22 protein-coding genes and 1 other RNA gene are annotated in these 26,081 nt (G+C 72.4%); 3 read left to right on the forward strand and 20 right to left on the reverse strand.

What is annotated here, in order from left to right; genetic code table 11:
* Positions 1 to 4: 4 nt before the first annotated feature.
* From ACFYUZ_RS29890 to ACFYUZ_RS29920, 7 genes are all read right to left on the reverse strand, one after another.
* A complete protein-coding gene (locus ACFYUZ_RS29890) occupies positions 5 to 484 on the reverse strand; it encodes a hypothetical protein (RefSeq protein ID WP_389314421.1) in 480 nt (159 codons plus the stop codon).
* A gap of 121 nt (positions 485 to 605) precedes the next feature.
* Positions 606 to 2,909, reverse strand: coding sequence for a xanthine dehydrogenase family protein molybdopterin-binding subunit (locus ACFYUZ_RS29895; RefSeq protein ID WP_389314423.1), 2,304 nt, complete (start codon positions 2,907 to 2,909; stop codon positions 606 to 608).
* Entirely contained in the window at positions 2,906 to 4,402 is a 1,497-nt protein-coding gene (locus tag ACFYUZ_RS29900; protein WP_389314425.1) for a (2Fe-2S)-binding protein, read from the reverse strand. The genes ACFYUZ_RS29895 and ACFYUZ_RS29900 overlap by 4 nt, the downstream gene beginning before the upstream one ends.
* Complete coding sequence (locus tag ACFYUZ_RS29905; RefSeq protein ID WP_389314427.1) at positions 4,399 to 5,274, reverse strand: FAD binding domain-containing protein; 876 nt, start codon at positions 5,272 to 5,274, stop codon at positions 4,399 to 4,401. The genes ACFYUZ_RS29900 and ACFYUZ_RS29905 overlap by 4 nt, the downstream gene beginning before the upstream one ends.
* 224 nt (positions 5,275 to 5,498) lie before the next feature.
* A complete protein-coding gene (locus ACFYUZ_RS29910; RefSeq protein ID WP_389314429.1) occupies positions 5,499 to 7,205 on the reverse strand; it encodes a beta-N-acetylhexosaminidase in 1,707 nt (568 codons plus the stop codon).
* Between the two features lie 234 nt (positions 7,206 to 7,439).
* Positions 7,440 to 7,727: a DUF3039 domain-containing protein gene (locus ACFYUZ_RS29915; RefSeq protein WP_015033918.1), complete on the reverse strand. Its 288-nt coding sequence runs from the start codon at positions 7,725 to 7,727 to the stop codon at positions 7,440 to 7,442.
* A gap of 28 nt (positions 7,728 to 7,755) precedes the next feature.
* Positions 7,756 to 8,316: a YqgE/AlgH family protein gene (locus ACFYUZ_RS29920; protein WP_389314431.1), complete on the reverse strand. Its 561-nt coding sequence runs from the start codon at positions 8,314 to 8,316 to the stop codon at positions 7,756 to 7,758.
* 278 nt (positions 8,317 to 8,594) lie between these two features.
* On the opposite strand from ACFYUZ_RS29920, the gene murA reads away from it, so the two are divergent.
* Positions 8,595 to 9,935, forward strand: coding sequence for a UDP-N-acetylglucosamine 1-carboxyvinyltransferase (murA, locus tag ACFYUZ_RS29925; protein WP_030692046.1), 1,341 nt, complete (start codon positions 8,595 to 8,597; stop codon positions 9,933 to 9,935).
* 166 nt (positions 9,936 to 10,101) lie between these two features.
* On the opposite strand, the gene ACFYUZ_RS29930 is transcribed toward murA, so the two are convergent.
* From ACFYUZ_RS29930 to ACFYUZ_RS29955, 6 genes are all read right to left on the reverse strand, one after another.
* On the reverse strand, positions 10,102 to 10,383 hold the full coding sequence (locus ACFYUZ_RS29930; protein WP_015033921.1) for an HU family DNA-binding protein: 282 nt from the start codon (positions 10,381 to 10,383) through the stop codon (positions 10,102 to 10,104).
* 312 nt (positions 10,384 to 10,695) lie between these two features.
* Positions 10,696 to 12,126, reverse strand: a complete 1,431-nt coding sequence (locus tag ACFYUZ_RS29935; RefSeq protein WP_389314433.1) for an NAD-dependent malic enzyme — start codon at positions 12,124 to 12,126, stop codon at positions 10,696 to 10,698.
* A gap of 455 nt (positions 12,127 to 12,581) precedes the next feature.
* Entirely contained in the window at positions 12,582 to 14,861 is a 2,280-nt protein-coding gene (locus tag ACFYUZ_RS29940) for a HelD family protein (RefSeq protein ID WP_389314435.1), read from the reverse strand.
* A gap of 439 nt (positions 14,862 to 15,300) precedes the next feature.
* Positions 15,301 to 16,437, reverse strand: a complete 1,137-nt coding sequence (locus ACFYUZ_RS29945; RefSeq protein ID WP_389314437.1) for a uroporphyrinogen-III synthase — start codon at positions 16,435 to 16,437, stop codon at positions 15,301 to 15,303.
* An 84-nt stretch (positions 16,438 to 16,521) separates the two neighbouring features.
* Positions 16,522 to 17,877 carry a nitrate/nitrite transporter gene (locus ACFYUZ_RS29950; RefSeq protein WP_389314438.1) on the reverse strand — a complete coding sequence of 452 codons (1,356 nt, stop codon included), beginning with the start codon at positions 17,875 to 17,877 and terminating at the stop codon, positions 16,522 to 16,524.
* A 184-nt stretch (positions 17,878 to 18,061) separates the two neighbouring features.
* Positions 18,062 to 19,042 (reverse strand): LysR family transcriptional regulator, encoded by a 981-nt coding sequence (locus ACFYUZ_RS29955; protein WP_389314440.1) that lies wholly within the window; start codon positions 19,040 to 19,042, stop codon positions 18,062 to 18,064.
* A 68-nt stretch (positions 19,043 to 19,110) separates the two neighbouring features.
* Here ACFYUZ_RS29955 and ACFYUZ_RS29960 point away from each other — a divergent pair, with 68 nt between their 5' ends.
* On the forward strand, positions 19,111 to 20,364 hold the full coding sequence (locus tag ACFYUZ_RS29960; RefSeq protein ID WP_389314442.1) for an MFS transporter: 1,254 nt from the start codon (positions 19,111 to 19,113) through the stop codon (positions 20,362 to 20,364).
* Here the strand turns inward: ACFYUZ_RS29960 and ACFYUZ_RS29965 are convergent.
* The 6 genes from ACFYUZ_RS29965 to ftsE all read right to left on the reverse strand — a co-directional run bounded on the left by ACFYUZ_RS29965 (position 20,361) and on the right by ftsE (position 24,541).
* Entirely contained in the window at positions 20,361 to 20,507 is a 147-nt protein-coding gene (locus ACFYUZ_RS29965; protein WP_389314444.1) for a hypothetical protein, read from the reverse strand. The two genes, ACFYUZ_RS29960 and ACFYUZ_RS29965, sit on opposite strands and share 4 nt — an antisense overlap.
* Before the next feature lie 91 nt (positions 20,508 to 20,598).
* Positions 20,599 to 20,992, reverse strand: a transfer-messenger RNA (tmRNA) gene (gene ssrA / locus ACFYUZ_RS29970).
* A 96-nt stretch (positions 20,993 to 21,088) separates the two neighbouring features.
* A complete protein-coding gene (gene smpB / locus ACFYUZ_RS29975; RefSeq protein WP_389314446.1) occupies positions 21,089 to 21,628 on the reverse strand; it encodes an SsrA-binding protein SmpB in 540 nt (179 codons plus the stop codon).
* Between the two features lie 18 nt (positions 21,629 to 21,646).
* Positions 21,647 to 22,834, reverse strand: coding sequence for a S41 family peptidase (locus ACFYUZ_RS29980; protein ID WP_389314448.1), 1,188 nt, complete (start codon positions 22,832 to 22,834; stop codon positions 21,647 to 21,649).
* A 78-nt stretch (positions 22,835 to 22,912) separates the two neighbouring features.
* Entirely contained in the window at positions 22,913 to 23,830 is a 918-nt protein-coding gene (gene ftsX, locus ACFYUZ_RS29985; protein ID WP_123452836.1) for a permease-like cell division protein FtsX, read from the reverse strand.
* A 21-nt stretch (positions 23,831 to 23,851) separates the two neighbouring features.
* Positions 23,852 to 24,541: a cell division ATP-binding protein FtsE gene (ftsE, locus tag ACFYUZ_RS29990; protein ID WP_030692056.1), complete on the reverse strand. Its 690-nt coding sequence runs from the start codon at positions 24,539 to 24,541 to the stop codon at positions 23,852 to 23,854.
* A gap of 237 nt (positions 24,542 to 24,778) precedes the next feature.
* On the opposite strand from ftsE, the gene ACFYUZ_RS29995 reads away from it, so the two are divergent.
* Positions 24,779 to 24,961: a hypothetical protein gene (locus ACFYUZ_RS29995; RefSeq protein WP_030692057.1), complete on the forward strand. Its 183-nt coding sequence runs from the start codon at positions 24,779 to 24,781 to the stop codon at positions 24,959 to 24,961.
* 79 nt (positions 24,962 to 25,040) lie between these two features.
* Here ACFYUZ_RS29995 and ACFYUZ_RS30000 read toward each other — a convergent pair whose 3' ends face one another.
* Positions 25,041 to 26,069, reverse strand: a complete 1,029-nt coding sequence (locus ACFYUZ_RS30000) for a hypothetical protein (protein WP_389314450.1) — start codon at positions 26,067 to 26,069, stop codon at positions 25,041 to 25,043.
* Between the last annotated feature and the right edge of the window lie 12 nt (positions 26,070 to 26,081).

Consider the following 26,081-nt stretch of genomic DNA (forward strand, 5'->3'; position numbering starts at 1 on the left):
CCGCCTACTGGAGGGAGCCGTCGCCGCCGGCCGTCTGGCCGGTCCCGGTCTCCGAAGCGGTGCGTCCTGCTTCCCTGTCCGCCTTCACCTTGGCGTCCTCGGTGCGCTGGTGAATGTTGATCATCTTCCGCTTGGTGTCCTCGTCCATCTGCTCGAAGCCGTCCTTGGACGCGACGACCGCGATACCGAGGCCCTCCAGGCAGTCCTGCAGCAGGCCCGAGAGGCTCTTCAGCTGCTCGATGACGGAGTTGTACGAGTCGTACACACTGTGCGCCTCGCCCCAGGCCGCGCCGCCACCACCGAACTGACTGCGCGTCACGGGATCCGACTCGACCTTGCCCTTGCCGGCCTCGGAGGCGGTGAGCGTGTCGATCAGACCATCGATCCGCTTCTTGAACTGCGTCATCGATTCGGTGTTGTAGCGCACGGCCTCGGCGCTCATGCCGCGCATCCCGTAGCTGGCCCCGTCCAACTCAGCTCGCATGCCCGCGTTCCTCCCCCGGTGAACCACCATGCCGTGTACCGCACAAGTCTAGAAGTTCACTGTAGTCAGGAACGACGACAGTCCGCACCTCCCGGTTGCACAAGCAACGGACATCACATGGTTACGAATTGGGCACGGCGACCGCCGCCTGGGGGCGGATCGGGAGGCGGTTGACCGGGCGGCCCGTCGCCGCGCGCACGGCTGAGGCCACTGCGGCGGGCGAGGTGACGACGGGGATGGCGCTCGCCGCCTTCGCGCCGAAGGGGGCCACGACGTCGCGTTCCTCGACGAGTTTCACGATGCGAATGTCCGGGGCATCCAGGGATGTCGGGAGTGCGTAGCCCGTGAAGTCGGGGTGACGGACCAGACCGCGGGCCGTGCGGAGGTTCTCCGTGAGGGCCGCGCCGACGCCCTGGGTGACGCCCGCCTCGATGCGGGCGGCCAGCTGGGCGGGGTTGAGGACGCGGCCGACGTCCTGGGCGACGGCCATCTCCACCACGCGTACCGCGCCGAGTTCGATGTCGACGTCCACGACCGCGCGGATCGCGCAGAAGGCGAGGCCGACGAACGCGTCGCCCTGACCCGACTCGTCCAGCGGCTCCGTCGGGTGCGGGCGGCACTGGGCGGTGGCCCAGAGCTCCTTGCCGTCCATCGCCTCCGTCACGGTCGTCGAGAGGACCCCGTCGTACGAGGTGATCTTGCCGTCCGTGATCTGGAGCAGCTCGGTCGACATGCCGAACTTGTGGGCCAGCGGCTGGAGTAGCTGCGTGCGGACCATCTTCGCCGCGCGTTCCACCGCCCCGCCCGACACCCACGTGTGGCGGCCGTGCGCCGCCGGGCCCGCCGGCGGCTGGTCCGTGTCGACCGGCGCCACGTGCACCTCGTCGATGCCGAGGGTCTCCTGCACGATCTGGCGGGCGAGCGTCGAGAAGCCCGAACCGGTGTCCACCGCCGAGCAGATGACCGTCGCCGCCCCGTCCACGACGCGGACGGTCGCCGTCGAGACCTCGTCGGTGCCCTCGGCGCCCAGCATGTGCACCATGCCGAGCGCGTAGCCCACGCCCCGCCGCACCGCGCCGGGTTCGCCCGCGCCCTCGAGGCCGCCGGGCAGCAGCCAGTCGCCCTCGGGGGTGTCCTTGGGGAGCGGGGGCAGGGGGAAGTCCCGTACGGCGGCGAGCAGTTCGGCCACGGGGGCCGGGCAGGTCACCGTCTGGCCGGTCGGCAGGATGTCGCCGGTCGCCATGACGTTCCGCATGCGCAGCTCCGCCGGGTCCACGCCCAGCTTCGCGGCCAGCTTGTCCATCTGGGCCTCGTACGCCGCGCAGACCTGCATCGCGCCCTCGCCCCGCACATGGCCGGACGGGGGGTTGTTGGTGCGGACGGCCCAGCCCTCCACGAAGGCGTGCGGGACGACGTACGGGCCGCAGGCGAAGGCCACGGCCGCCGCGAGGGACTCCGAGGACGAGTCCGCGTACGCGCCCGCGTCGAGCAGGATCTGCGCCTCCACCTTCACCAGGCGTCCCTCCGCGTCCGCGTGGTGGCGGTAGCGCAGCAGGGTGGGGTGGCGGTGGGCGTGGCCGAGGAAGGACTCCTCGCGCGTGGCGGTGAGTTTGACCGGGCAGCCGGTGCGCAGCGCGAGGAGGCCCAGGGGGATCTGGAAGCCCGGGTCCTCGCGGTCGCCGGTGGCGCCGGGGACTCCGGTGACGACGAGCTTGACCTGCTCGGGCGGCAGCCCGAAGCAGGCGGCGGCCAGGTCGCGGTCGGTGTGCGGGTCGGTGGAGGCCGTGTAGAGCTCGACGCCCCCGTCGGGACGCGGAACCGCGAGGGCCGCCTCGGCGCCGATCGGCGCCGGGTCCTGGCGGCCGATCCGGTACAGGCCCTCGACGACGACCTCGCCCGTCGCCTCCGGGTCGCCGAAGCGCAGCGGGATGTGCCGGATCAGGTTCCCGTCGGGGTGCAGCGCCTCCGCCGCGAAGGCCTTCTCCGGATCGGTGACGGGTTCGAGGAGCTCGTACTCGACGGCGATCGCCGCTGCCGCGAGGCGCGCCGTGTCCGGGTGGTCGGCGGCGACGGCCGCGAGGGCCTCGCCGTGGTGCCGGACCAGGTCGGAGGCGAAGACGGGCCGGTCGGCGACCCTGCGGCCGTACGTCGCCGCGCCCGGCACGTCGGCGGCCGTCACCACGGCCCGTACGCCCGGCATGGCGACGGCGGCCGTGGTGTCGATCGACACGATCCGCGCGTGCGGGTGCGGCGAGCGCAGGATCGCGGCCCAGAGCAGCCCCTCGGCCCACAGGTCGGAGGCGTAGGGGAAGGTGCCCTCGGTCTTCGCCCGCGCCTCGGCCTGCGGGAGCGAGGCGCCGATTCCGCGCGTGGCCTGTTCCTGATCGGGGGTGTCCAGAGCCGCGGTCGTCGCGTCGCTGCTCACGCCATGCCTCCGTCGTGCGGGTGGGGAATCTGGTGCGGGACACGGAGCTCGTCGGCCGCTTCGGGCGCGGTGGCCGCGGCGGCGGCCTCGCGCTCGGCGACGACGTCCCGGACGGCGTCGAGCACGCCGCGGTAGCCGGAGCAGCGGCAGAGGTTGCCGGCGAGGGCCTGACGGGTCTCCAGCTCGGTGGGGGCGTGGTTGCCCTCCAGGAGGTCATGCACGGTCATGCACATGCCCGGGATGCAGAAGCCGCACTGGACGGTGCCGCACCTGGCCATCGCCCGCTGCACGTCGGAGGGTTCGCCGTCGACGGCGAGGCCCTCGACCGTCCGCACCTCGCTCCCGGCGGCGGTCGCCGCGGGCACCAGGCAGGAGGCGACCAGCCGGCCGTCCACCTGCACGTTGCACGCGCCGCACTCGCCCTGCGAGCAGCCGTCCTTGGCCCCGGCGAGACCGAGGCGCTCGCGCAGGACGTAGAGCAGCGACTCGCCGATCCAGGACCCGGTGACGGGACGGTCGGTCCCGTTGACCCGCAGCGTGTACGAGGTGTGGGGGTGCTCGTCGCTGTCCGTGCTGTCCGTGACCTCCGTGACGTTCACGCCGTCCGTGGTCACCGGGTCGACCACGACGGTCGGCACGGGGACCTCGGGAGCCTCCCCCTCCGGAACGGGCGACGGAACGGCCTCGGGGGCCGCCTCGGGAGCCTCCGCTTCCCGTACGGCCTCCGGCACGGCCTCGTGAGCCGCCTCCGGCTCCTGCGCCGGCGGCTCCTCCGGGAGCGCCCAGGGCGCGGGCGCGCCGCCCGGCAGCGTCGCCGGGGCATCGGCGTACGGGGCGGCGGGCGGCGGGGCCTCCTGGGGCTCCCCCGGCTCTCCCCGCTCCCCCGGTCCCGTCTGCTCGGCCGCCTCCGGAACGGCGGGGATCTGCCACTGGCCCGTGGATCCCGGGTCGGCGGTGGGCGCCAGGGCCTCGTCGAAGCGCCACTCGGCCGTCGCCTGCGGGTCCTCGACGTGCTCGACGGTGTTCTCGACGTACGCCGGCGGCCGGAAGTGCTCCCCGCCGTGGAGCGAGCCGTCCTGGAACGAACCGTCCTGGAGCGAGCCGTCCTGAAGCGAACCGTCCTGGAACGAGCCGTCGTGGAACGAGCCGTCCTGGAACGGACCCTCCTGGAACGGCGCCTCCTGGGGCGAGCCGTCCTGCTCCCCGTACTCGCCCCCCTCGTACCCCTCGAAGTACTGCGTCTGCTGCGCCTCCGTCGGGACGTGCACCGTCCAGGTGCCCGTCACCGCCGGGTCCGTCACCGAGGCCGGGGCGAGCGGCTGGAGCGGGGTGATCATCGGCGGCACGTAGCCGTGGCCCGGCGCCTCCAGGGGGACGCCGTCCAGCATGAAGTCGGGCGGCAGCTGGACGAAGGCGGTCGCGTCGCCGTCGTACCCCTCGCTCTGCGGAAGCGGCTCCCAGCCGCCCGTCTGACCCGCGTGCTCGTCGCTCATGCCAGTGCCCTCCCCAGTGCCCGTCGGGCGAGTGCGGCGACCGTGCGCCGCAGGTGCAGTACGGCCGGCGGCAACTGTTCGTCGCCCGGCGGGTCCGGGATGCAGGCGGCGGCGACGTACTCGCCGAACGCCGCGAGCGCCTCCGGCGCGAGCGCCCGGTCGTTGTCCCAGTCCACCAGCGAGGCGATCCAGCGCTCGGCCTCCAGGGGGCGCAGCGGCATGGGCGCGACGGCGCCGACGGCGCAGCGCACGCCGCGCCGGGCCGGGTCGAGGACGACGGCGACGGAGGCGGTGGCGCGGGCCGGCCCGGTGCGGCCGGTGGCCTTGAGGAAGACCTGGGGGGCGTGGAGGAGCGGGACGCGGACGAAGCCGACGAGCTCGCCGGGGGCGAGCAGGTCACGGCCCGCGAGGAGGTGGGAGACGGGGATCTCGCGGCTGCCGAGCGGGCCGAGGACGACGAGGTCGGCCTCCAGGGCGGCGAGGACGGGCAGCGAGTCGCCGGTGGGCGCGGCGGTGACGATGTTGCCGCCGAGGGTGCCCGCGTTGCGGATCTGGGGCGGTCCGGCCGCGCGGGAGGCGGCGGCGAGGGCCGGGATGAGGGCGGCGAAGTCGGGGCGGCCCATCCGGGCGTGGGTGAGGCCCGCGCCGAGGAGGGCGTGCCCGTCCTGGTACTGCCAGCCGCGGATCTCGTTGATGCGGCTCAGGCCGACGAGTCCGGCGGGGCGGAGCTGGCCCTTGTTGACGGATGCCATGAGGTCGGTGCCGCCGGCGACGGGCACGGCGGCCGGCATGGCCGTGAGGGCTGCCACGGCCTCGTCCAGCGAGGCGGGCAGCATCACGGACTGCGTTGTTTGTGGTGCGTGCGTGGTCAACCCGCTGCCCCTTCCCGGTGTCCCGGTGGTCCCCGACTGTGCCCGGCCGTCGCGCCTGCGTGTGGGCGTACCGTACGTGCTCACAGGCCGGACGTGGCAACTCTGGCACATCTTCCGAGCAGTCCGGAGCGAGGGGCCGCGAAGGACGGTTCCGTCCGGGACGCCCGGGTGCGACGGCGACTTCCGTTTCGCCGCTCTTGGGTGACGGGGGGACAGGGGGTCTCTCACACGTTCGGGGGTGTGCCCTCCCGGGGGCGGCCGAGGCTGCCCTCCATCCCCTCCGGGGCCGGTCGCCGCTGCCAGGGGCGGGGCCCGGCGGGCGGGCGGTGGTCGACGCCGAGGGCTTCCAGGCGCCGGTAGTGGGTGCGCATGCGGCGCTCGAAACCGGCGTGGTCGCGCGCCTCCGGCGCGGGCAGCGCGGACCAGGCGACCTCGGCGAAGGCGGCGAGGCGCGGGAAGACCTGGTAGTCGACGCGGGAGCGGTTCTCCGTGACCTCGGTCCAGACGTTGGCCTGGGTTCCCATGATGCGGGCGGCGGCCTCCGGGGCGAGCCCGGGCGGGACGGGCTCGAAGCAGTAGACGTCCGCCAGGGTGCGGACGTATCCGATGGGCATCGGCTCGTCCTCGCCGGGTGCCTGGCGGTGGTCGAGGTAGACGTGCTGTTCGGGGCACATGACGACGTCGTGGCCGGCCTCGGCGGCGGCGATCCCGCCCGCGTACCCCCGCCAGGACGACACGGCAGCCCCTTCGGCGAGGCCGCCCTCCAGGATCTCGTCCCAGCCGATGAGGCGGCGGCCGCGGGCGGCGAGCCAGCGGTCGAAGTGGCGGACGAACCAGGACTGGAGGCCTTCCTCGTCGCCGACGCCGAGCTCCTCGACGCGGGCCCGGGCGGTCGGGGAGGCCTTCCACTGGTCCTTGGGGCACTCGTCGCCGCCGATGTGGACGAAGGTGGACGGGAAGAGGTCGAGGACCTCCTCGAAGACGCCCTCGTAGAAGCGCAGGACGGCCTCGGTCGGGGCGAGGACGTTGGGGTTGACGCCCCAGGTGTCCCAGACGGTGAGGGCCGCGGTGTCGACGACGTCGGTGTTGCCGAGCTCGGGGTAGGCCGCGATGGCGGCCTGCGCGTGGCCGGGGAGGTCGATCTCGGGGACGACGGTGATGTGCCGCTCGGCGGCGTACGCGACGATCTCGCGGATGTCGTCCCGGGTGTAGAAGCCGCCGTGCGGGACCTCCGTCCAGAGCGGTGAGTCCCGGTGTCCCCACTTGGTGCGGGCCCGCCAGGCGCCGACCTCGGTGAGCCGCGGATGGCGCTCGATCTCGACGCGCCAGCCCTGGTCGTCGGTGAGGTGGAGGTGGAGGACGTTCAGCTTGTGGGCGGCGAGCAGGTCGAGGTACCGCAGGACGTCGTCCTTGGGCAGGAAGTGCCGGGCGACGTCGAGCAGCAGCCCGCGCCAGCCGAAGCGGGGGGCGTCCTCGACCGTCGTGCACGGCAGGTCCCAGGTCCCGTCCCGGCGTACGGGCGCCCTGCGGTGCGCGTCGGGGCCGAGGAGCTGGCGGAGGGTCTGGGCGCCCCAGAACACCCCGGCGGGGCCTCCGCCCTCGATGACGACGGCGGCGTCCGGGTCCTCGGTGGTCAGGCGGTACGCCTCCGGGCCGCGCCCCCCGGCCGCCCCCTCGGTGATCCGCAGCCGGATCGCGTGCGGCCCGGCGCCGTCGGCGAGCGGCAGCCCCGTGGCCGCCCCGAGCGTGGCGCGGATCCAGCGGGCGGTGGTCTCGGTGCCGGGGCCGGCGTCGAGCGTGGTACGGCCGTCGAGGGGGCGGCGGCCCGGGGCGGCGCTCCGGCACCCGGCGGACAGCGGCGCCGGGATCAGGTCCGCGGGAAGGGTCCTGGCGTCCGCGGGAAGGGGCGTCGCGTCCACGGGAAGGGTCATCGCGTCAGTCCTCACACATCCGTTGCGTCATGCGCAATGAGCGTTTCGCACCGCACAACACGCGTGAGACTAGGGGCGCCCGGGGCGGGCCCACAAGAGGTCTCGACCACTTCGTCCGCGCGCCCGTCCCGCCCCGCCCCGTCCCGTCCCGGGAACGCGGAACGGCCCCCGTCGTGCGCACCGGAGCACGCACGACGGGGGCCGCGGAAGGGTCACCCCGACCTCAGGGCCGCGCTACTTGTCCTTGCCGCCCTTGTCCTTGTCGCCGCCGCCGGCGCCCATGGAGTCGTAGATCTCCTTGCACATCGGACAGACCGGGTACTTCTTGGGGTCGCGCCCCGGCACCCAGACCTTTCCGCACAGCGCCACGACGGGCGTGCCGTCGAGAGCGCTCGCCATGATCTTGTCCTTCTGGACGTAGTGGGCGTAGCGCTCGTGGTCGCCGTCACCGTGGGACACCTGCGGCGTCGGCTCGACGAGGGTTCCCGTACCTGCCCCGCGCTCGGGCTCGAGAGTGCTCATAACCGCCAAGGGTACTGAAAGCCCGGCCTCAGTTGAGGGACGGGTCGTCGGGGTACGTGGCGATCATGGCGAGTTCGCCGCGCTGCCGTCGCAGCACCTGCCGCCAGAGCGTCTCGGGGTGCGGCGAGGAGACGTCGCCGGGCTCCGACTCGACCACGTACCAGGCGCCGTCGTCGAGCTCGGACTCCAGCTGGCCGGGGCCCCAGCCCGCGTATCCCGCGAAGATCCGCAGCGAGCCGAGGGCCGGTCCGAGCAGCTCGGGCGGGGCCTCCAGGTCCACCAGGCCGATCGCGCCGTACACCCGCCGCCAGCCGAGCGGACCCTCGTCGCCGGGGATCACCGCCACGCCGAGGGCCGCGTCGAGGGAGACGGGGCCGCCCTGGAAGACGACCCCCGGTTCGCCGGCGAGGGCGGCCCAGGGGGCGAGGATGTCGCCGACGGTGACGGGCGTGGGCCGGTTGAGGACGACGCCGAGCGAGCCCTCGTCGTCGTGATCGAGCAGCAGGACCACCGCGCGGTCGAAATTCGGATCCGCCAGCGCGGGGGTGGCCACGAGCAGCCGTCCTGTGAGCGAGGACACCTCGGTCATGCGACACATGATCCCGCATCTTCGGCGTTCGCGGGGGTTGTCGGACGGGATGGCGGGAAGGCGGGCCCCACCGCAGTTCAGGACCGACGGGGCCGCGGCGCCGGGTCGCCCCGCGAGAACAAGCGGACGGTGACGCTCCGCAAGATCACGGGAACAGAGGGTGTTGTGCCGAATTCATTACATCTGACAGCCCCCATGGGGCACCCGATCGGGGTCTCATGGGCCCTTACCCTTTTCTCTGGCCACCCGTCGGACCCCACTTTCGGAACGCGAGATTCATGACCGGCACAGACGATGTCCTGCTTGTCCACGGCGGAACCCCGCTGGAGGGCGAGATCCGCGTCCGCGGCGCGAAGAACCTCGTGCCCAAGGCGATGGTCGCCGCCCTGCTCGGCAGCGGCCCCAGCCGCCTGCGCAACGTTCCCGACATCCGTGACGTCCGCGTGGTCCGCGGGCTGCTCCAGCTGCACGGAGTGACGGTCCGACCGGGCGAGGAGCCCGGCGAGCTCGTCCTCGACCCGACGCACGTCGAGTCCGCGAACGTCGCTGACATCGATGCCCACGCCGGCTCGTCGCGCATCCCGATCCTCTTCTGCGGCCCGCTGCTGCACCGCCTCGGCCACGCCTTCATCCCGGGCCTCGGCGGCTGCGACATCGGCGGCCGGCCCATCGACTTCCACTTCGACGTGCTGCGCCAGTTCGGCGCCACCATCGAGAAGCGGGCGGACGGGCAGTACCTGGAGGCCCCGCAGCGCCTTCGCGGTTGCAAGATCCGCCTCCCGTACCCCTCGGTCGGCTCGACCGAGCAGGTGCTGCTCACGGCGGTCCTCGCGGAGGGCGTCACCGAGCTGTCGAACGCGGCCGTGGAGCCCGAGATCGAGGACCTGATCTGCGTCCTGCAGAAGATGGGCGCGATCATCTCCATGGACACCGACCGGACCATCCGGATCACCGGTGTCGACCGCCTCGACGGCTACACCCACCGGGCGCTCCCGGACCGCCTGGAGGCGGCCTCCTGGGCGTCGGCGGCGCTGGCCACCGAGGGCAACATCTACGTGCGCGGCGCCCAGCAGCGCTCGATGATGACCTTCCTCAACACGTACCGGAAGGTCGGCGGCGCCTTCGAGATCGACGACGAGGGCATCCGCTTCTGGCACCCGGGCGGCTCGCTCAACGCGATCCACCTGGAGACGGACGTGCACCCCGGCTTCCAGACGGACTGGCAGCAGCCGCTGGTCGTGGCCCTGACGCAGGCCTCCGGCCTCTCCATCGTCCACGAGACGGTGTACGAGTCCCGCCTCGGCTTCACCTCCGCGCTGAACCAGATGGGCGCGCACATCCAGCTGTACCGCGAGTGCCTGGGCGGCTCCGACTGCCGCTTCGGCCAGCGGAACTTCCTGCACTCCGCGGTCGTGTCCGGCCCGACGAAGCTCCAGGGCGCCGACCTCGTCATCCCCGACCTGCGCGGCGGCTTCTCGTACCTGATCGCGGCGCTGGCGGCCCAGGGCACCTCCCGGGTCCACGGCATCGACCTGATCAACCGCGGCTACGAGAACTTCATGGAGAAGCTCGTGGAGCTCGGCGCGAAGGTCGAGCTGCCGGGCAGCGCGCTGGTCTGACCGGCTTACGGGGCTCCGCGACCTCACGGGGCCCCGTAGGCTCGCGGCCCCGCGAGGTCGCGGGGCCCGTAAGGCGCCACGGGCTTCCACGGGCCCGTACACGCACGAACGAAAGGGCGGCCACCCCCTGACAGGGTGGCCGCCCTTTCTGCGCCTACAGGCCGCCTTACTTGCCCTTGGCGGCTTCCTTGAGCTTCGAGCCCGCGGAGACCTTCACGCTGTAGCCGGCCGGGATGTCGATCGGGTCGCCGGTCTGCGGGTTACGAGCGGTGCGAGCGGCACGGTGGGTGCGCTCGAAGGTCAGGAAGCCGGGGATGGTGACCTTCTCGTCGCCCTTGGCGACGACCTCACCGACGGTCTCGGCGAGAGCGGCCAGCACGGCGTCGGCGTCCTTGCGGGTCACCTCGGCGCGGTCGGCCAGGGCGGCCACCAGCTCACTGCGGTTCATGTTGTTACTCCCGTGTTCTTCTTGCCTGTGAGGCGTGCCACGCGGCGGAAGCCGCGTGATTGGGTACAGCGAAGCCGATGCTGCCAGGGCCCTCGGACAGTCCCCGGACCCGGGTCAAATGACAGACCCTCGCGCCCAAACACGCATCCTGCCCCCACCAGCGGCGGGAACGCCAATCCGGCACCCCCTCGGGTCACACGAAAAGCGCCGGATCCCCGTGGTGGTGACGTTGTGTCGACACCACCAAAACCGCGCGGAGCCGAAAAGCCACCCTAAAGGCGGGTTTACGGCTCCGCGAATCGCGACGCGCCGTCAGCGCCCGCTCGGCGCCGTGCCCGCGCCCGCGGCCTTCGCCGCGTTCCGGACCGCGCCGGCGACCGCGCCCGCGACCTTGTCGTTGAAGACCGACGGGATGATGTAGTTCGGGTTCAGCTCGTCCTCGGTGACCACGTCGGCGAGGGCGGAGGCCGCCGCCAGCATCATCTCCGTGTTGACCGTACGGGACTGGGCGTCGAGCAGACCGCGGAAGACTCCCGGGAAGACCAGCACGTTGTTGATCTGGTTCGGGAAGTCCGAGCGGCCGGTGGCGACGACGGCGGCCGTCTGCCGGGCGGCGGCCGGGTCGACCTCCGGGTCGGGGTTCGCGAGCGCGAACACGATGGAGTCCTCCGCCATGGCGGCGACGTCCTCCGCGCCCAGCAGGTTCGGGGCCGAGACGCCGATGAAGACGTCCGCGCCGACGACGGCCTGCTTGAGGGTGCCGGTGACGCCCTCGGGGTTGGTGTTGTCGGCGATCCAGCGCAGCGGCGAGTCGGCCGGGGCGTCCACGAGGTCCTCGCGGCCCGCGTGCACGACGCCGTGGATGTCGGCGACGACGGCGTGCTTCACGCCCGCCGCGATCAGCAGCTTGAGGATGGCCGTGCCGGCGGCGCCGGCGCCGGACATGACGACCCGGACCTCGCCGATGCCCTTGCCGACCACGCGCAGCGCGTTGGTGAGGGCGGCGAGGACGACGATCGCGGTGCCGTGCTGGTCGTCGTGGAAGACGGGGATGTCGAGGGCCTCGCGCAGCCGGGCCTCGATCTCGAAGCAGCGGGGCGCGGAGATGTCCTCCAGGTTGATGCCCGCGAAGCCGGGGGCGATCGCCTTGACGATCGCGACGATCTCGTCGGTGTCCTGGGTGTCGAGGCAGATCGGCCAGGCGTCGATGTCGGCGAAGCGCTTGAACAGGGCCGCCTTGCCCTCCATGACCGGCATCGCGGCCATCGGGCCGATGTTGCCGAGGCCGAGGACGGCGGAGCCGTCGGTGACGACCGCGACGGTGTTGCGCTTGATGGTGAGGCGGCGTGCGTCCTCGGGGTTCTCGGCGATCGCCATGCACACGCGGGCGACGCCCGGGGTGTAGATCATCGAGAGGTCGTCACGGTTGCGGATGGGGTGCTTCGCCGCCATCTCGATCTTGCCGCCGAGGTGCATGAGGAACGTACGGTCCGAGACCTTGCCCAGGACGACGCCCTCGATGGTGCGCAGCTGCTCGACGATCTCGTCGGCGTGCGCGGTGGAGGTGGCGGCGATGGTGACGTCGATGCGGAGCTTCTCGTGGCCGGAGGCGGTCACGTCGAGGCCGGTGACGGATCCGCCGTGGGACTCCACCGCCGTGGTGAGCTGGGAGACCGCGGTTCCGCTGGCGGGAACCTCCAGCCGGACCGTCATCGAGTACGAGACGCTGGGCGCCGTTGCCATGGCCGAGTTCCTCTGCTTTCCCTGAGCTTCGTTGCTACGCCGCCCCGGCTGGTTGCCCGGCGGCGCCCTCCGATGGTCGCACCTACCTGCCGGTAGCAGGTAATACGGTCATTTTGTTTTCGGAAAGTAGTTTCCACCATACGAGAAGTGGTGGGGAAACAGAAGAGGCCCCCGTCACCGGAGGTGACGGGGGCCTCAACTTTGTACGTATGTCTAAGTGGCACCGACCCGCCATGCTCGCCTCGCGGCAAGTGGTCCCTCTGAGGGACGAAGGTTGGGCCCGGGGGCTTGGATCGAGCCGGTGCCACGACAAGGCTAACAAACCGCCCTGCTCGGTGATTCCAGCACCGCAGGTTGACCTGAAATCAGCCCCGGGCGGCGGAGCGGACCCGGCCCCACCGCCCTGACCGCGCAGCCCCGCGCCCCTGCTCGCGCAGCCCCGCGCCCCTGCCCGCTCAGTCCCGCAGCAGGTCCGGGACCCCGGCCTCGTCCGGCACGTCCCGATCGCCCGAGAGCACCGTCAGGGCCTGCGTGGACCGGGTCAGCGCCACGTAGAGCACCCGCAGGCCGGCCGGGGACTCGTCCGCGATCTCCGCGGGCGAGACGACCACCGTCGCGTCGTACTCCAGGCCCTTGGCCTCCAGGGAACCGAGCGCCACCACCCGGTCGCCGAGTCCGGCGAGCCAGCCGGCGGCCTCCGCGCGCCGGTTCATGGCGACGACGACGCCCACCGTCCCGTCCACCTCGCCGAGCAGCCGCTCGGCCTCCAAACGTACGGTTTCGGCCAGGTCCGCCTTCTCGCCGAGGGCGACGAAACGGGGCTCGACCCCCGTGGAGCGGACCGCCCGCGGCGACTCCTTGCCCGGCATGGCGAGCGCGAGGACCTTGGCGGCCAGCTCGGCGATCTCCGCCGGGTTGCGGTAGTTCACGGTGAGCTCGAAGCGGCGCCGCGGCCGCGAGCCGAGCGCCTCGTCCCGGGCCTCCGCGGCCTCGTCCGGGTCCGACCAGGACGACTGCGCCGGGTCCCCGACGACCGTCCAGGTGGCGTGCCGGCCGCGCCGTCCGACCATCCGCCACTGCATGGGCGTCAGGTCCTGGGCCTCGTCGACGATCACGTGCGCGTACTCGGTGCGCTCCGCCGCGAGCCGCTCGGCCCGCTCCCGCTGGGTCTCCTCCCGTACGGGCATCAGCTCCTCCAGCCCCGTGAGCTGGTCCAGCGGGTCGTACTCCCGCTTCTTGCGGGGCCGGGCCGGGGCGCCGAGCAGCGTGTTCAGCTCGTCGAGGAGGGCGACGTCGTGGACGGACGGCTCCCGGCGGCGCAGCGAACGCGCGAGCCGCCGCACCTCGCCCTGGTTGAGGATCCGGCGGGCCCAGCGGCCGAGCCGCCGCTCGTCGGCCATGGCGTCGAGGACCTGCCGGGGAGCCAGCTCGGGCCACCAGGCGTCGAGGAACGAGAGGAAGGAGTCCTCGCTCGACACGTCCTCGTCGAAGGAGGAGCGCAGCTCGGCGGCGAGCTCGGGGTCGCTGTGCCGGCCGGCCGCGCCGGACTTGGCGTACAGCGCGTCGAGCAGCAGCCGGCGGGCACGCGGCCGGAGCAGGTTGACGGGGGCGGTGCCGCCGAGGACGTTGTGCCGGATGCGGCGCAGCTCGTCGGCCTCCAGCTCAAGGCGTCGTCCGAAGGCGACGACACGGAGCAGCTGCGGGGCCTCGGGACTCTCCAGAGCACCCCGGGCGGCCTTCCGCAGCACGTGCACCATGCGGGAGGAGCCCTTGACGCGGGCGACGGCCGGCTCGTCGTACGCGGTGGCCTCGGCGCCGTCGACCAGCGAACCGACGGCCCGGATCGCGACCTGGCCCTCCTCGCCGAGGGACGGCAGGACGCCCTCGGTGTACGAGACGAGGAGCGGGGTCGGGGAGACGATCAGGATGCCGCCCGCGTACCGCCGCCGGTCCTGGTAGAGCAGGTAGGCGGCGCGGTGCAGCGCGACCGCCGTCTTCCCCGTCCCCGGGCCGCCCTCGACGTACGTCACGGAGGCGGCGGGCGCACGGATGACCAGGTCCTGCTCGGCCTGGATGCTGGAGACGATGTCCCGCATGGTGTGGCTGCGGGCCTGGCCGAGGGCGGCCATCAGGGCGCCGTCGCCGATCACGGGCAGCTCGCGGCCGTCGAGGGTGGCCCGCAGCTCGGGGCGCATCAGGTCGTCCTCGACGCCGAGGACCCGGCGGCCCTTGGAACGGATCACGCGGCGGCGCACGACCCGGCCGGGGTCGACGGGGGTGGACCGGTAGAAGGGTGCGGCGGCGGGCGCGCGCCAGTCGATGACGAGCGGCGCGTAGTCGGAGTCGAGGACTCCGATCCGCCCGATGTGGAGGGTCTCGCCGATGTCGGCGGTGTTGTCGGGGCGTACGGCGTCCTCGGCCGGCTCGACGGAGGTGTAGGCGCCGTCGGGGCCCTTCTTCCCGTCCTTGCCGTACAGCAGGTCGATCCGGCCGAAGAGGAAGTCCTCGAACTCGTTGTTGAGCCGGTTGAGGTGGATGCCGGCCCGGAAGACCTGGGCGTCGCGCTCGGCGAGGGCGCCGGGCGTGCCGACCTGGCCCCGCTGGGCGGCGTCGTTCATCAGGAACTCCGCCTCGTGGATCTTCTCCTCCAGACGGCGGTAGACCTGATCCAGATGTTCCTGCTCGACACCGATCTCACGGTCTCTGACCGTGTCCACGGCTTCCTGCGCGGCCACCTAAGGCCCCCTTCTCACGTGCACTGGGCAGCCGTCGAGCGTACGCCACGCAAGGGCACCGTGTCAGGCGAGGGGCCTGCTTCCCCGGCCCCCCGCCCCGTGTGAGCTGCGCCCGGCCGGGCGGTGCCCACCCCGCGCCCTCCGTTGTGGGCAATCGTTCCGCCGGGGCGGAACGGGTGGGCACAACGGAACGGCGCCCCTGCCGGCGCCCGAGGCTCCCGGGCCTGGACCCGCACCCCGTGCACGGCGCACCGGGGGTGCGGGTCCAGGCGCGTAAGGCGGAGCGCGCCCGCAGAGGCGCCGTCCCGTGTGCCCACCCGTCCCGCCCTGCGGGACGATCGCCCATACGGGCGGGTGGCGGGGCGGCACCGCCCCGGCGGAGCGACTGCCCGCAACGGGGCGGGGGCGCCGCTCCGGCGGGCGTGCCGTTCCGGGAGGGTCAGCCGTCGTACTTTTCCTGCGGCGACGGGTCCAGCGCCAACCGGTACCCCCGCTTCACCACCGTCTGGATCAGCTTCGGCGTGCCGAGGGCGGAGCGCAGGCGCGCCATCGCCGTCTCCACGGCGTGCTCGTCGCGCCCCGCCCCCGGCAGCGCCCGGAGGAGGTCGGCGCGGGAGACGACCCAGCCGGGGCGGCGGGCGAGGAGTCCGAGGAGGGCCATCCCGGCGGGCGGGACGGGTCGGAGGCCGCCGTCGACGAGGACGGCGTGCCCGCGGATCTCGACGCGGTGCCCGGCGACCGGCAGGACCCGGGAGCGGGCGGGCAGCTCCTTGCAGAGGAGCTGGACGAGCGGCCCGAGCCGGAAGCGCTCGGGCTGGTGGGTGTCGATGCCCTCGGCCTGGAGCGGCAGCGCCGTGACGGGCCCCACGCACACGGCGAGCACGTCGTGCCGGAGCGCGGCGAGGAGTTCGTCCCGCACGCCCCGCTCCGCCGCCCGGGAGAAGAGGGAGGCGGCGGCCGGCGCGCTGGTGAAGGTCAGGGCGTCGAGCCCGCGGGAGAGGGTCGCGTCGAGGAGCCGGTCGAGCGGGCCGAGGTCCTCGGGGGGCATCCAGCGGTAGACGGGGACGCCGACGACCTCGGCGCCGCCGGCCGTGAGCGCCTCGACGAAGCCGGGGAGCGGCTCTCCGTGGAGCTGGAGGGCGACGCGCCGGCCCTCGACGCCTTCGTCGAGGAGCCGGTCGAGGACCTCGGCCATGGACTCGGAGGAGGGAGACCAGGACTCGGTGAGCCCGGCGGCCCGTACGGCTCCCTTGACCTTGGGTCCGCGGGCGAGGAGTTCGACGTTCCGCAGGACGGCGAGGAGCTCGTTCCCGTGTCCCCAGCCCTCGGCGGCCTCGATCCAGCCCCGGAAGCCGATCGCCGTGGTGGCGACGACGACGTCCGGGGCGTGGCCGATGAGCTCCTTGGTGGCGGCGAGGAGCTCGGTGTCGTCGGCGAGGGGGACGATCCGCAGCGCGGGGCCGTGGACGACGGCCGCGCCGCGCCGGCGCAGCAGCGCGATGAGCTCGTCGGCGCGTCGTGCCGCGGTGACGCCGACCGTGAAGCCGGCGAGGGGGCCGTGTTCTTGCTCGTCCATGGGTCCTGAGCCTGACGGGGGTGCGTGACGGTCTCGGTTCGCCCGTATTTCCTGGTCGTTACGGTCCGCGCCGGGCACGGGGGGTCACACCCGGGCGTAGCCGGGCCGGGGCTCCTGATCCGTGACCGCCTCGGCGGTCGCGGGGACGGTGACCGGGGTACGAAGGTATACCGCCCAGGTGACGGCCATGCAGGCCGCGTAGAAGGCGAGGAAGGCGACGAACGCGGCGGTGCCGGTGCCGGCGGTCTGGAAGGACTGGCGGAAGGCGAGGTTGATGCCGAGTCCGCCGAGCGCGCCGACGGCGCCGATGAGGCCCATGGCGGCCCCGGAGAGCCGCCGTCCGTAGGCTTCGGCGGCCTCGCCGGCGAGGCCCTTGCGGTGGCCCTGGGCGAGGAAGATCGCCGGGATCATCTTGTACGTGGAGCCGTTGCCGAGGCCGCTGAGGACGAAGAGTCCGATGAAGCCGACGAGGAAGACGGCGAGGGACTCGATGACGGAGGCGTAGATCACGACCGAGGTCGCGGCGGCCATCGCGGCGAAGGTCCACAGGGTGATGCGGGCGCCGCCGTGCCGGTCGGCGAGGGAGCCGCCGACGGGCCGGATGAGCGAGCCGAGCAGCGGGCCGATGAAGGTGAGCGAGGCGGCCTGGAGCGGGGTGCGGCCGAACTGGGTCTGGAGGACGAGGCCGAAGGCGAAGCTGTAGCCGATGAAGGAGCCGAAGGTGCCGACGTAGAGGAAGGCCATGATCCAGGTGTGGCGGGCCTTCACGGCCTCCTTCGCGGCCCCGGTGTCGTTCTTCACGGGGGCGAGGTTGTCCATGAAGAGCGCGGCGCAGACGGCGGCGACGACGATCAGGGGCAGGTAGACGCCGAGCACGATCCTCGGGTGCATCGCCCCGGCGGTGCCGATGACGAGGAGGCCGACGAGCTGGACGACGGGGACGCCGATGTTGCCGCCGCCCGCGTTGAGGCCGAGGGCCCAGCCCTTCTTCCGCAGCGGGAAGAAGGCGTTGATGTTGGTCATCGAGGAGGCGAAGTTGCCGCCGCCGACGCCGGTGAGCGCCGCCACGAGGACGAGGGTGGAGTACGGGGTGCCGGGGTGCATCACCGCGAAGGCGAGGCCGGTCGGCAGCAGGAGCAGGAGGGCGCTGACGACCGTCCAGTTGCGGCCGCCGAAGCGGGCGACGGCGAAGGTGTACGGGATGCGGACGAGCGCGCCGACGAAGGTGGCGGTGCCGATGAGGAAGAACTTGCCGGCCGGGTCGACCCCGTACTGGGGTCCCATGAAGAGGACCATGACCGACCAGAGGCTCCAGACCGAGAAGCCGATGTGCTCGGAGAGGACGGAGAAGAGCAGGTTCCGCCGGGCGATCCGCTCTCCCTTCTCTCGCCAGAAGGCCTCGTCCTCCGGTTCCCAGCGTTCGATCCAGCGGCCACCCATCTCGTACCTCCACGGAGTCGGATCCCTGATGTGAACGACGTTAGGAAGGGCGCGTTTCAGGCCGGTGCCGTGAGGTGTCGGTGACGGAACCTTGCTCTCACCCGGAGCGCGCGGGCCCTGTGAGCGCCCCCGCGGCCCCGCGACCCTGTACCCCCTCCGCCTCTCTGCCCCTCTGATCCCGGTCTTACGCGGGCAGCCCCGGCTCTGCCTCCGGCAGCCAGGCGCCGGGCGGGCGCTCCAGCCACCCCTCCCGGGCTCCCAGTTCCGCCGCCGCCAGCCGGAGCGCGTCGAGGCCGGGGTGGCGGAGCCCCTTGCGCCACACGAGGCTCACGGGCGAGAGGGGGACGGGGTCGACGAGCGGCCGGATCACACGGTCCGGCATGGGCGGGAAGTCGACGACGGCGAGGATGGGGCTGCGGAGCTTGGCCATGAGCCGCCGGAACTCCTCGTGGCCGATGGCGAGCGGCGCGGGCGGGGCGATCTCGATGCCCCGGCCGGCGAAGAGGCGGGCGGCGAGGTCGGTCCACTCGGGCGTGCGGTCGTTCCCGGCCCCGGCGTAGATCCGCTCCCCGGCGAGCCGGTCGAGCGGCACCTCGGGCAGGCCGGCGAGCGGGTGGTCCTCGGGGAGGATCACGGCCATCGGCTCGTACCGGACGAGCTGGGAGTCGAGCCGCGCCCGGAGCCGGGCGTCGAGCCCTCCGTACCGGCCGAAGGAAGTGTCGATCCGGCCCGCGAGGATGGACTGGGCGGCGCCGGTGAGTCCGCTCTCGTAGCGGGCCATCAGCTCCTGTTCGGGGGCGAGTTCACGGGCCCGGAGGAGGACGCGCTCATGGACGAGGTCCGGGCTGTTGAGGTCGACGAGGAGCGGCCTGGGCGCGGCGCGGAAGGCGTCGACGAGCTCGTCGTGGGCGGCCAACACCCGTCGGGCGTAAGGGAGGAGGCGCTCGCCGTCGGCGGTGAGGGCGACCTGCCGGGTGGTCCGCACGAAGAGTTCGGCGCCCAACTCCCGCTCCAGGCGCCGGATGTCGCGGCTGAGCGCCTGCTGGGCGAGGTAGAGGCGGGCGGCGGCGCGGGTGAAGTGCAGTTCTTCGGCGACGGCGGTGAAGGCGCGCAGGAGACGGGGGTCTATGTCGTACGAGGAGGTCACCACCGCCGCAGTTAACATCACAGGTGCGTCAATCGCCACCGAGAAGGTGTTGGACCGGCAGGGCCATGCCGACAGAGCCTTGATCCATGCCGCAACCGGACCTCACCCTCACCCCGGCGGGCCCGGCCCTCGCCCCCCGCTACCGCGACCGGGCGACCCGCCCCCTCCCCGCCAATCCCTACCTCCGCCTCTTCTCCCACCCCGGCACCCGCGCCTTCACCGCCGGGAACCTGATCGCCCGGCTGCCCGTGGGCATGTTCGGCGTCAGCGCCGTGATCATGATCGCGGCGGCGTACGGCTCCTACGCCCTGGCCGGCGCGGTCACCGCCACCCACCTCGCGGTCGGCTCCGTCACCGCTCCCCTGATCGCCCGGCTCGTCGACCGGTACGGCCAGGCCAGGATCGCGGTCCCGGCGGCCGCCTACGCGGCCCTCGGCCATCTGGTCCTGCTGCTCTGCGTCCACGAGAGGACCCCCGTCTGGGCCCTCTTCCTCACGACCGCCGTCACCGCCACCGTCCCGAACACGGGCGGCATGTCCCGGGCCCGCTGGGCGCACCTCTTCCGCGACGCCCCGGACGCGCTGCACACCGCCAACGCCTTCGAGCAGGCCGTCGACGAGCTCTGCTACATGGTCGGCCCGGTGCTCGCCGCCGTCCTCTGCTCGGCGCTCTTCCCGGAGGCCGGCACGCTCACCGCCGCCGTCCTCTTCCTCGGCGGGACCCTGGTCTTCGCCGCCCAGCGCTCCACCGAACCCCCGGTCGCCCCCCGCACCGCCGCCGGCTCTCCGCTGCGCGCCCCCGGGACGGCCCCGCTGCTCGCGGTCTTCCTCGCCACGGGAGCGGTCTTCGGCTCCATGGAGGTGGTCGCCCTGGCGTACGTGGACGGTCCCGTCGCGGGGCCGGTCCTCGCCCTCCAGGCCGCGGGATCCTGCGCGGCCGGACTCCTCTACGGCCGCGCCCGCCGCACCGCCCGGCTGCGCACCTGCCTGGCCGCGATGACCGTCGTGATGGCGATGCCGCTGCTCGCCGCCTCGACCGGATCCCTGCTCGCGCTGGCCGCCGGCCTCCTGGTGGCCGGCATGGCGACGGCTCCGACGATGCTGACGGGCATGGCCCTGATCCAGCGGCTCACGCCGGCGGCGCAGCTCAACGAGGGCATGACCCTCGCCGTGACCGCGCTCCTCGCGGGCATCGCGACCGGCTCGGCCACGGGCGGCTGGGCCGCCGACCACGCGCCCTTCGCGTCCTTCGGCTTCCTGATCCCGGTGACGGCGGCGGCGACGGCCCTGGCCCTGTGCACGGCGACCGGTGCGGGCCGCCGGACACAGGAAAGGGCTTAGCTCTGCCGCAACGGCGTCATCGGGCGAACGGCGGCCCCCGTGCGGTAGTCGTCCTCGCGGTGCCAGGCGCCGTGGACCTGTGGGGGCGCGGCGGCTCCGGCGGGCAGGGCGGCGGGGACGCGGAGGGCCGGTCGGCGGATCACCGTGAGTACGACAAACGGCGCCCTCCGTGTGGAAGGCGCCGTCTGTCGATGGGATGACCTTGCGGTCCCGCTCGTGCGAGCGGCATCGCATGGGTGGAGATGGCGGGAATCGAACCCGCGTCCAACGGTGCAGAATCAGGGCTTCTCCGTGTGCAGTCTGGTACGAGTTTCTCAGCCCTCCGGATCACCCAGACAAGTCCGGAACGGGCTCAGTCACTGTTTGATTTCCCTCCAACCCCCGTGACCGGGGCTGGAGGTTTAGATCCCTGAATGACGCCAGGATCCGGGTCGGGACCACCCCCGGGCTGACGCTCCTCACAGAGGCTTCTTGTCGTTACCTAAAATTAGGCAGCGAGGGCGAAGCGGGAGTTATCGCTCTTGGTGTTGGCGATTATTGGTTGCGACATATGGTTTACGAGATCATTGCCGCTTCCTCGACACGCTTCCCACTGCTTCGACATCCGCTGTCGAAACCGATCATCCCCATGTTGTTTTTTCAAAAGACACACCCTCGGTGGGGTGCACGACCCATGGTACGTGACCGACGGGCCCGGTTGCCAGCGCATTGACGGCGCGGGGCGCTACGCGCTCTGGGCCGCCCGCTGCCTCCGCCGCGCCGCCGCGATCGCCCGGTTCGTCTCGCGCGTGTCCTGCTTCTCCCGCAGGGTCTGGCGCTTGTCGTACTCCTTCTTGCCCTTGGCCAGCGCGATCTCGCACTTCACCCGACCGTTCAGGAAGTACAGCGAGAGGGGCACGATCGTGTGACCCGTCTCCTGCGACTTCGACTCCAGCTTGTCGATCTCGGCCCGGTGCAGCAGCAGCTTCCGCTTCCGCTTCGCGTGGTGGTTGGTCCAGCTGCCCTGCATGTACTCGGGCACGTGGATGTTGTGCAGCCACGCCTCGTGGCCGTCGATCTGGACGAAGCCGTCGACCAGCGAGGCCCGCCCCATGCGCAGCGACTTCACCTCGGTGCCCATGAGCACCACACCGCACTCGTAGGTGTCGATGATGTGGTAGTCGTGCCGCGCCTTCTTGTTCTGCGCGATGAGCTTGCGCTCCGGCGCCTTGTCCTGGTTCTTCTTGGCAGGCTTGCCCTGCACGTTCACGAGTCCCTTTGCCATAGTGCGGTCATTTTCGCACTACGAGCCCCCTCCGAGGCCACTCAATACCGTTCTCGCCCGCGCCTCGGCCCCCTCCTCCGCCGCCAGGTCCGGGGTGATGCCCCGGCCGTCGACGGCGTGCCCGGCGGGGGTGCGGTAGTGGCCGACGGTCAGCTCGGCGACGGAGCCGTCGGGCAGCGCGCTCGGCATCTGGACCGACCCCTTGCCGAAGGTCCGCGAGCCGACGGTCACCGCCCGGCCCCGGTCCTGCAGGGCCCCGGTGAGCAGCTCGGCCGCGCTCATCGTGCCCCCGTCGATCAGCGCCACCAGGGGTCTGCCGGTGTCGCCGCCGTCCTCCGCGTACACGGCCCGCTGCTCGCCCTCCACGTCGTACGTGGCGACGAGCCCGCCGTCGAGGAAGGCAGAGGCGGCGACGGCGGCCTCCGCGACCAGGCCGCCCGAGTTGCCCCGCAGGTCCAGGAGGACTCCGGCGCCGGCCGGGGCGGCCCGCACCGCGTCACGCACGCGCGCGCCCGCGCCCTTGGTGAAGGCGGCGACCCTGATCATCACGGCCCCGTCGTCGAGGCGGCGGACGGTGACCGGGTCGGTCGCGAGCCGGGCCCGGCGCAGGGTCTGCGTCCAGGCCGCGCGACCGCGCTCGACGCGCAGGACGACGGCGGAGCCGGGAACCCCGTCACCGCGCAGCAGGGAGACGGCCTCGGAGACGGAGAGCCCGTCGACCGGCCGCCCGTCGACGGAGACGAGCCGGTCACCGGCCCGCAGCCCGGCCCGCTCGGCGGGCCCCCCGGGCTGCACCCGCGTCACCCGGACCCCGTCCTCGCCGGCACGGCCCGCGGAGAGACCGACCCCGGTGTAGGCGCCGTCGAGGGCCTGCTCGAACTCGGCGTACTCCCTCTTGTCGTACACCGCGCCCCAGCGGTCCCCGCTGCGGCTGACGAACTCCTCGGCGGCCTTCTTCCCCGACTTCCCGTCGGCCATGGCCGCGGCGGCGGCCCGCGCGAGAGCGGCCCGGTCGACGGTCGTACCGCCCGCGGCCACCCCCTCGCCCCCACCGGACGCATCCGCCGCCTTCACCGCGGACTCCTGCCGGGGCAGCGCCCCGGTGGCGGCGGCGGTGGCGAGGACCCCGGCGAACACCAACGTCAGAACGGCCCCACGGAGCACTCCGCGGGGCCGGATACAGAGATCGTCGGTGTCGACCGGCATGTCGCCCACTCTAGGACAAGACGATGGCGCCGCACGGCCTTTGGCCGTACGGCGCCCTTCGCCGTCAGAGGTGCCTTCTCACACCTTCAGGTACTTGCGCAGCGCGATGAAGGCGGCCACGGCGGGCATGAGGAGGCCGATGGCGATCACCAGCGGCAGCTTGGCGAGGACGGCGTCCCAGCCGATGAAGTTGACCAGCTGCATCTTCTCGGCGAGCGCGATGCCGTGGTCGATCAGGAAGTACCGGCCGACGAGCAGCAGCACACAGGCGACGGCACCGCCGAGGAGTCCGGCGAAGGCGGCCTCCATGATGAACGGCATCTGGATGTAGAAGCTGGACGCGCCGACGAGCCGCATGATGCCGGTCTCACGGCGGCGGCTGAAGGCCGAGACGCGGACCGTGTTGACGATCAGCATCAGCGCGATGATCAGCATCAGGCCCATGACGCCGAGGGCGGCGATGTTCATGCCGTTCATCAGGTCGAAGAGGTTCTGCAGGATGTTCCGCTGGTCCTGGACCGACTCGACGCCGTCCCGGCCGGCGAAGGCCGTGGCGACGACCTTGTACTTCTCCGGGTCCTTGAGCTTGACCCGGAACGACTCCTGCATCTGGTCCGGCGTCACCACGGAGGCGATGGCGGTGTCGCCGTACTGCTCCTTGTAGTGCTTGAACGCCTGGTCGGCCGACTCGTGCTGGACGGACTCGACGATGTCCATCTTCTTGAGGTCGGCCTCGATCTGCTCCTTCTGCTGGCCGGTGACCGCGCCCTTGGCGCACTTGGCCGCCGTGGCCGCGTCCGCCTTGTTGCAGAGGAAGATGGAGACGTTGACCTTGTCGTACCAGTAGTCCTTCATCGTGCTGACCTGCTCGCGCATGAGCAGCGCGCCGCCGAAGAGGGCGAGCGAGAGGGCCACGGAGACGATGACGGCGAAGGTCATCGTGAGATTGCGCCGGAGACCGACGCCGATCTCGGAGAGCACGAACTGAGCGCGCATGGTGTTCTGATTCCCCCGCCGTCAGTGCTGGTATCCGTAGACGCCGCGCGCCTGGTCACGGACGAGCCGGCCCTTTTCGAGCTCGATGACGCGCTTGCGCATCTGGTCGACGATGTTCTGGTCGTGGGTCGCCATGACGACGGTGGTCCCTGTCCTGTTGATCCGGTCGAGCAGCTTCATGATGCCGACGGAGGTCTGCGGGTCGAGGTTGCCGGTGGGCTCGTCGGCGATCAGCAGCATCGGCCGGTTGACGAAGGCCCGGGCGATGGCGACGCGCTGCTGCTCACCGCCGGAGAGCTCGCCCGGCATCCGGTCCTCCTTGCCGCCGAGACCGACCAGGTCGAGCACCTGCGGCACGGCCTTGCGGATCTCGCCGCGCGGCTTGCCGATGACCTCCTGGGCGAAGGCCACGTTCTCGGCGACGGTCTTGTTGGGCAGCAGGCGGAAGTCCTGGAAGACGGTGCCGAGCTGACGCCGCATCTGCGGCACCTTCCAGTTGGAGAGCCGGGCCAGGTCCTTGCCGAGGACGTGCACCTGGCCCTGGCTGGCACGCTCCTCACGCAGGAGCAGTCGCAGGAAGGTCGACTTTCCGGAGCCGGAGGAACCGACCAGGAAGACGAACTCGCCCTTCTCGATCTCCAGGGAGACGTCCCGGAGCGCGGGGCGGCTCTGCTTCGGATAGGACTTGGAGACGTTGTCGAATCGGATCACGGATGCACCACGGTCGGCCGGGAGTATAGGTGTGCGTGACCTTACGCGACCGGGGATGGCCCGCGCAGTCGCGGTCCTGGCTTGCACCGTTTATCCTTTTTGGCCCCTCCGGACGGAAGCCGGGCAATCCGGCGGGGCGCGCCGAAACGCCGCGGAGCTGGCACAGTGGTAGGGGAACGTCCCGATCCCCCCGGACGTTGTCCTGGTGTGTACCCCAGTGCGGGAGGAGGAGAGCGCATGACCTACGACCGACTGGTGTGCGCCAACTGCGCGGCCCCGGTCGCCGAGGGCCGCTGCCCCGTCTGCCGCGCGAACCGGGAGCGTCTGACCCCTCAGGGGCTGTCCCCCGCGATGCTGCTGACGTTGGCGATCGCGCTGCTCGCGGCGATCGCCCTGCTCGCGGCCGTCCAGACGGTGTAGACCGAGCCGGATGCGCGAGAAGGGCCGGGGAGCCTCGCTCCCCGGCCCTTCTCGCGCGTCACGCGTCCGGGCGCATGCCTCAGACGGCGGCGCGGCCACCGCCGACGAGACGCGGCAGCATGCGGAAGCCGATGCCGCCGGCGATCATGGTCGCGGCACCGATGATCAGGAACGAGGTCTCGGCCGCACCGGTCTCGGCGAGCTCCTCCTTCGCCTCACCCTGCTGGACCGGCTGCGAGCCGCCCTGGTTGGGGTCGGTGTTGTTCGGGGTGTCCACGCACTCGGCGCCGTCGAGGTCGACGGTGCAGGTGCCGGCGTCACCGGTGGAACCGGAGCCGCCGGTGGCGGAGGAACCGCCGTCGGTGCCGGTCGAGCCGGAACCGTTGGAGCCCGAGCCGTTCGAGCCGGAGCCGTTCGACGAGTTACCGCCGTTGTTGCCGTTGTTGCCGTTGCCGCCGTTGTTGCCGTTACCGCCGTCAGCAGCGCCGCCATCAGCGGCACCGCCGTCAGCAGCACCACCATCGGCCGCACCACCGTCAGCAGCACCACCATCGGCCGCACCACCGTCAGCAGCACCACCATCGGCCGCACCGCCGTCAGCAGCACCACCATCGGCCGCACCACCGTCAGCAGCACCACCGTCAGCAGCACCACCATCGGCCGCACCGCCATCGGCCGCACCGCCATCGGCCGCACCGCCATCGGCCGCGCCACCGTCAGCCGCACCACCGTCAGCCGCGCCGCCATCAGCCGCACCACCGTCAGCGGCACCACCATCGGCCGCACCACCGTCAGCCGCGCCGCCATCAGCCGCACCGCCGTCAGCAGCACCACCATCGGCCGCACCACCGTCAGCGGCACCGCCGTCAGCAGCACCACCATCGGCCGCACCACCGTCAGCCGCGCCGCCGGCGATGCCGCCGCCGATGACGCCGTTGACGTCTCCCTCGCCTTCCTGGATGCCGATGCTCACGTCCAGGGTCTGGCCGGAGTCGGTTCCGAAGCCGCCGACGGCCTGCGCGGCACCGGCCGCCGTCAGGGACGCACCGGCGACGATCACGGCACTGGCCGCGACCCGCACCAGGCGGACTCGCGTCTTGTTGGTCATCTGGCTGCTACC

The organism is Streptomyces sp. NPDC004266 (genome assembly GCF_042874095.1).
Taxonomy (GTDB): Bacteria; Actinomycetota; Actinomycetes; order Streptomycetales; family Streptomycetaceae; genus Streptomyces.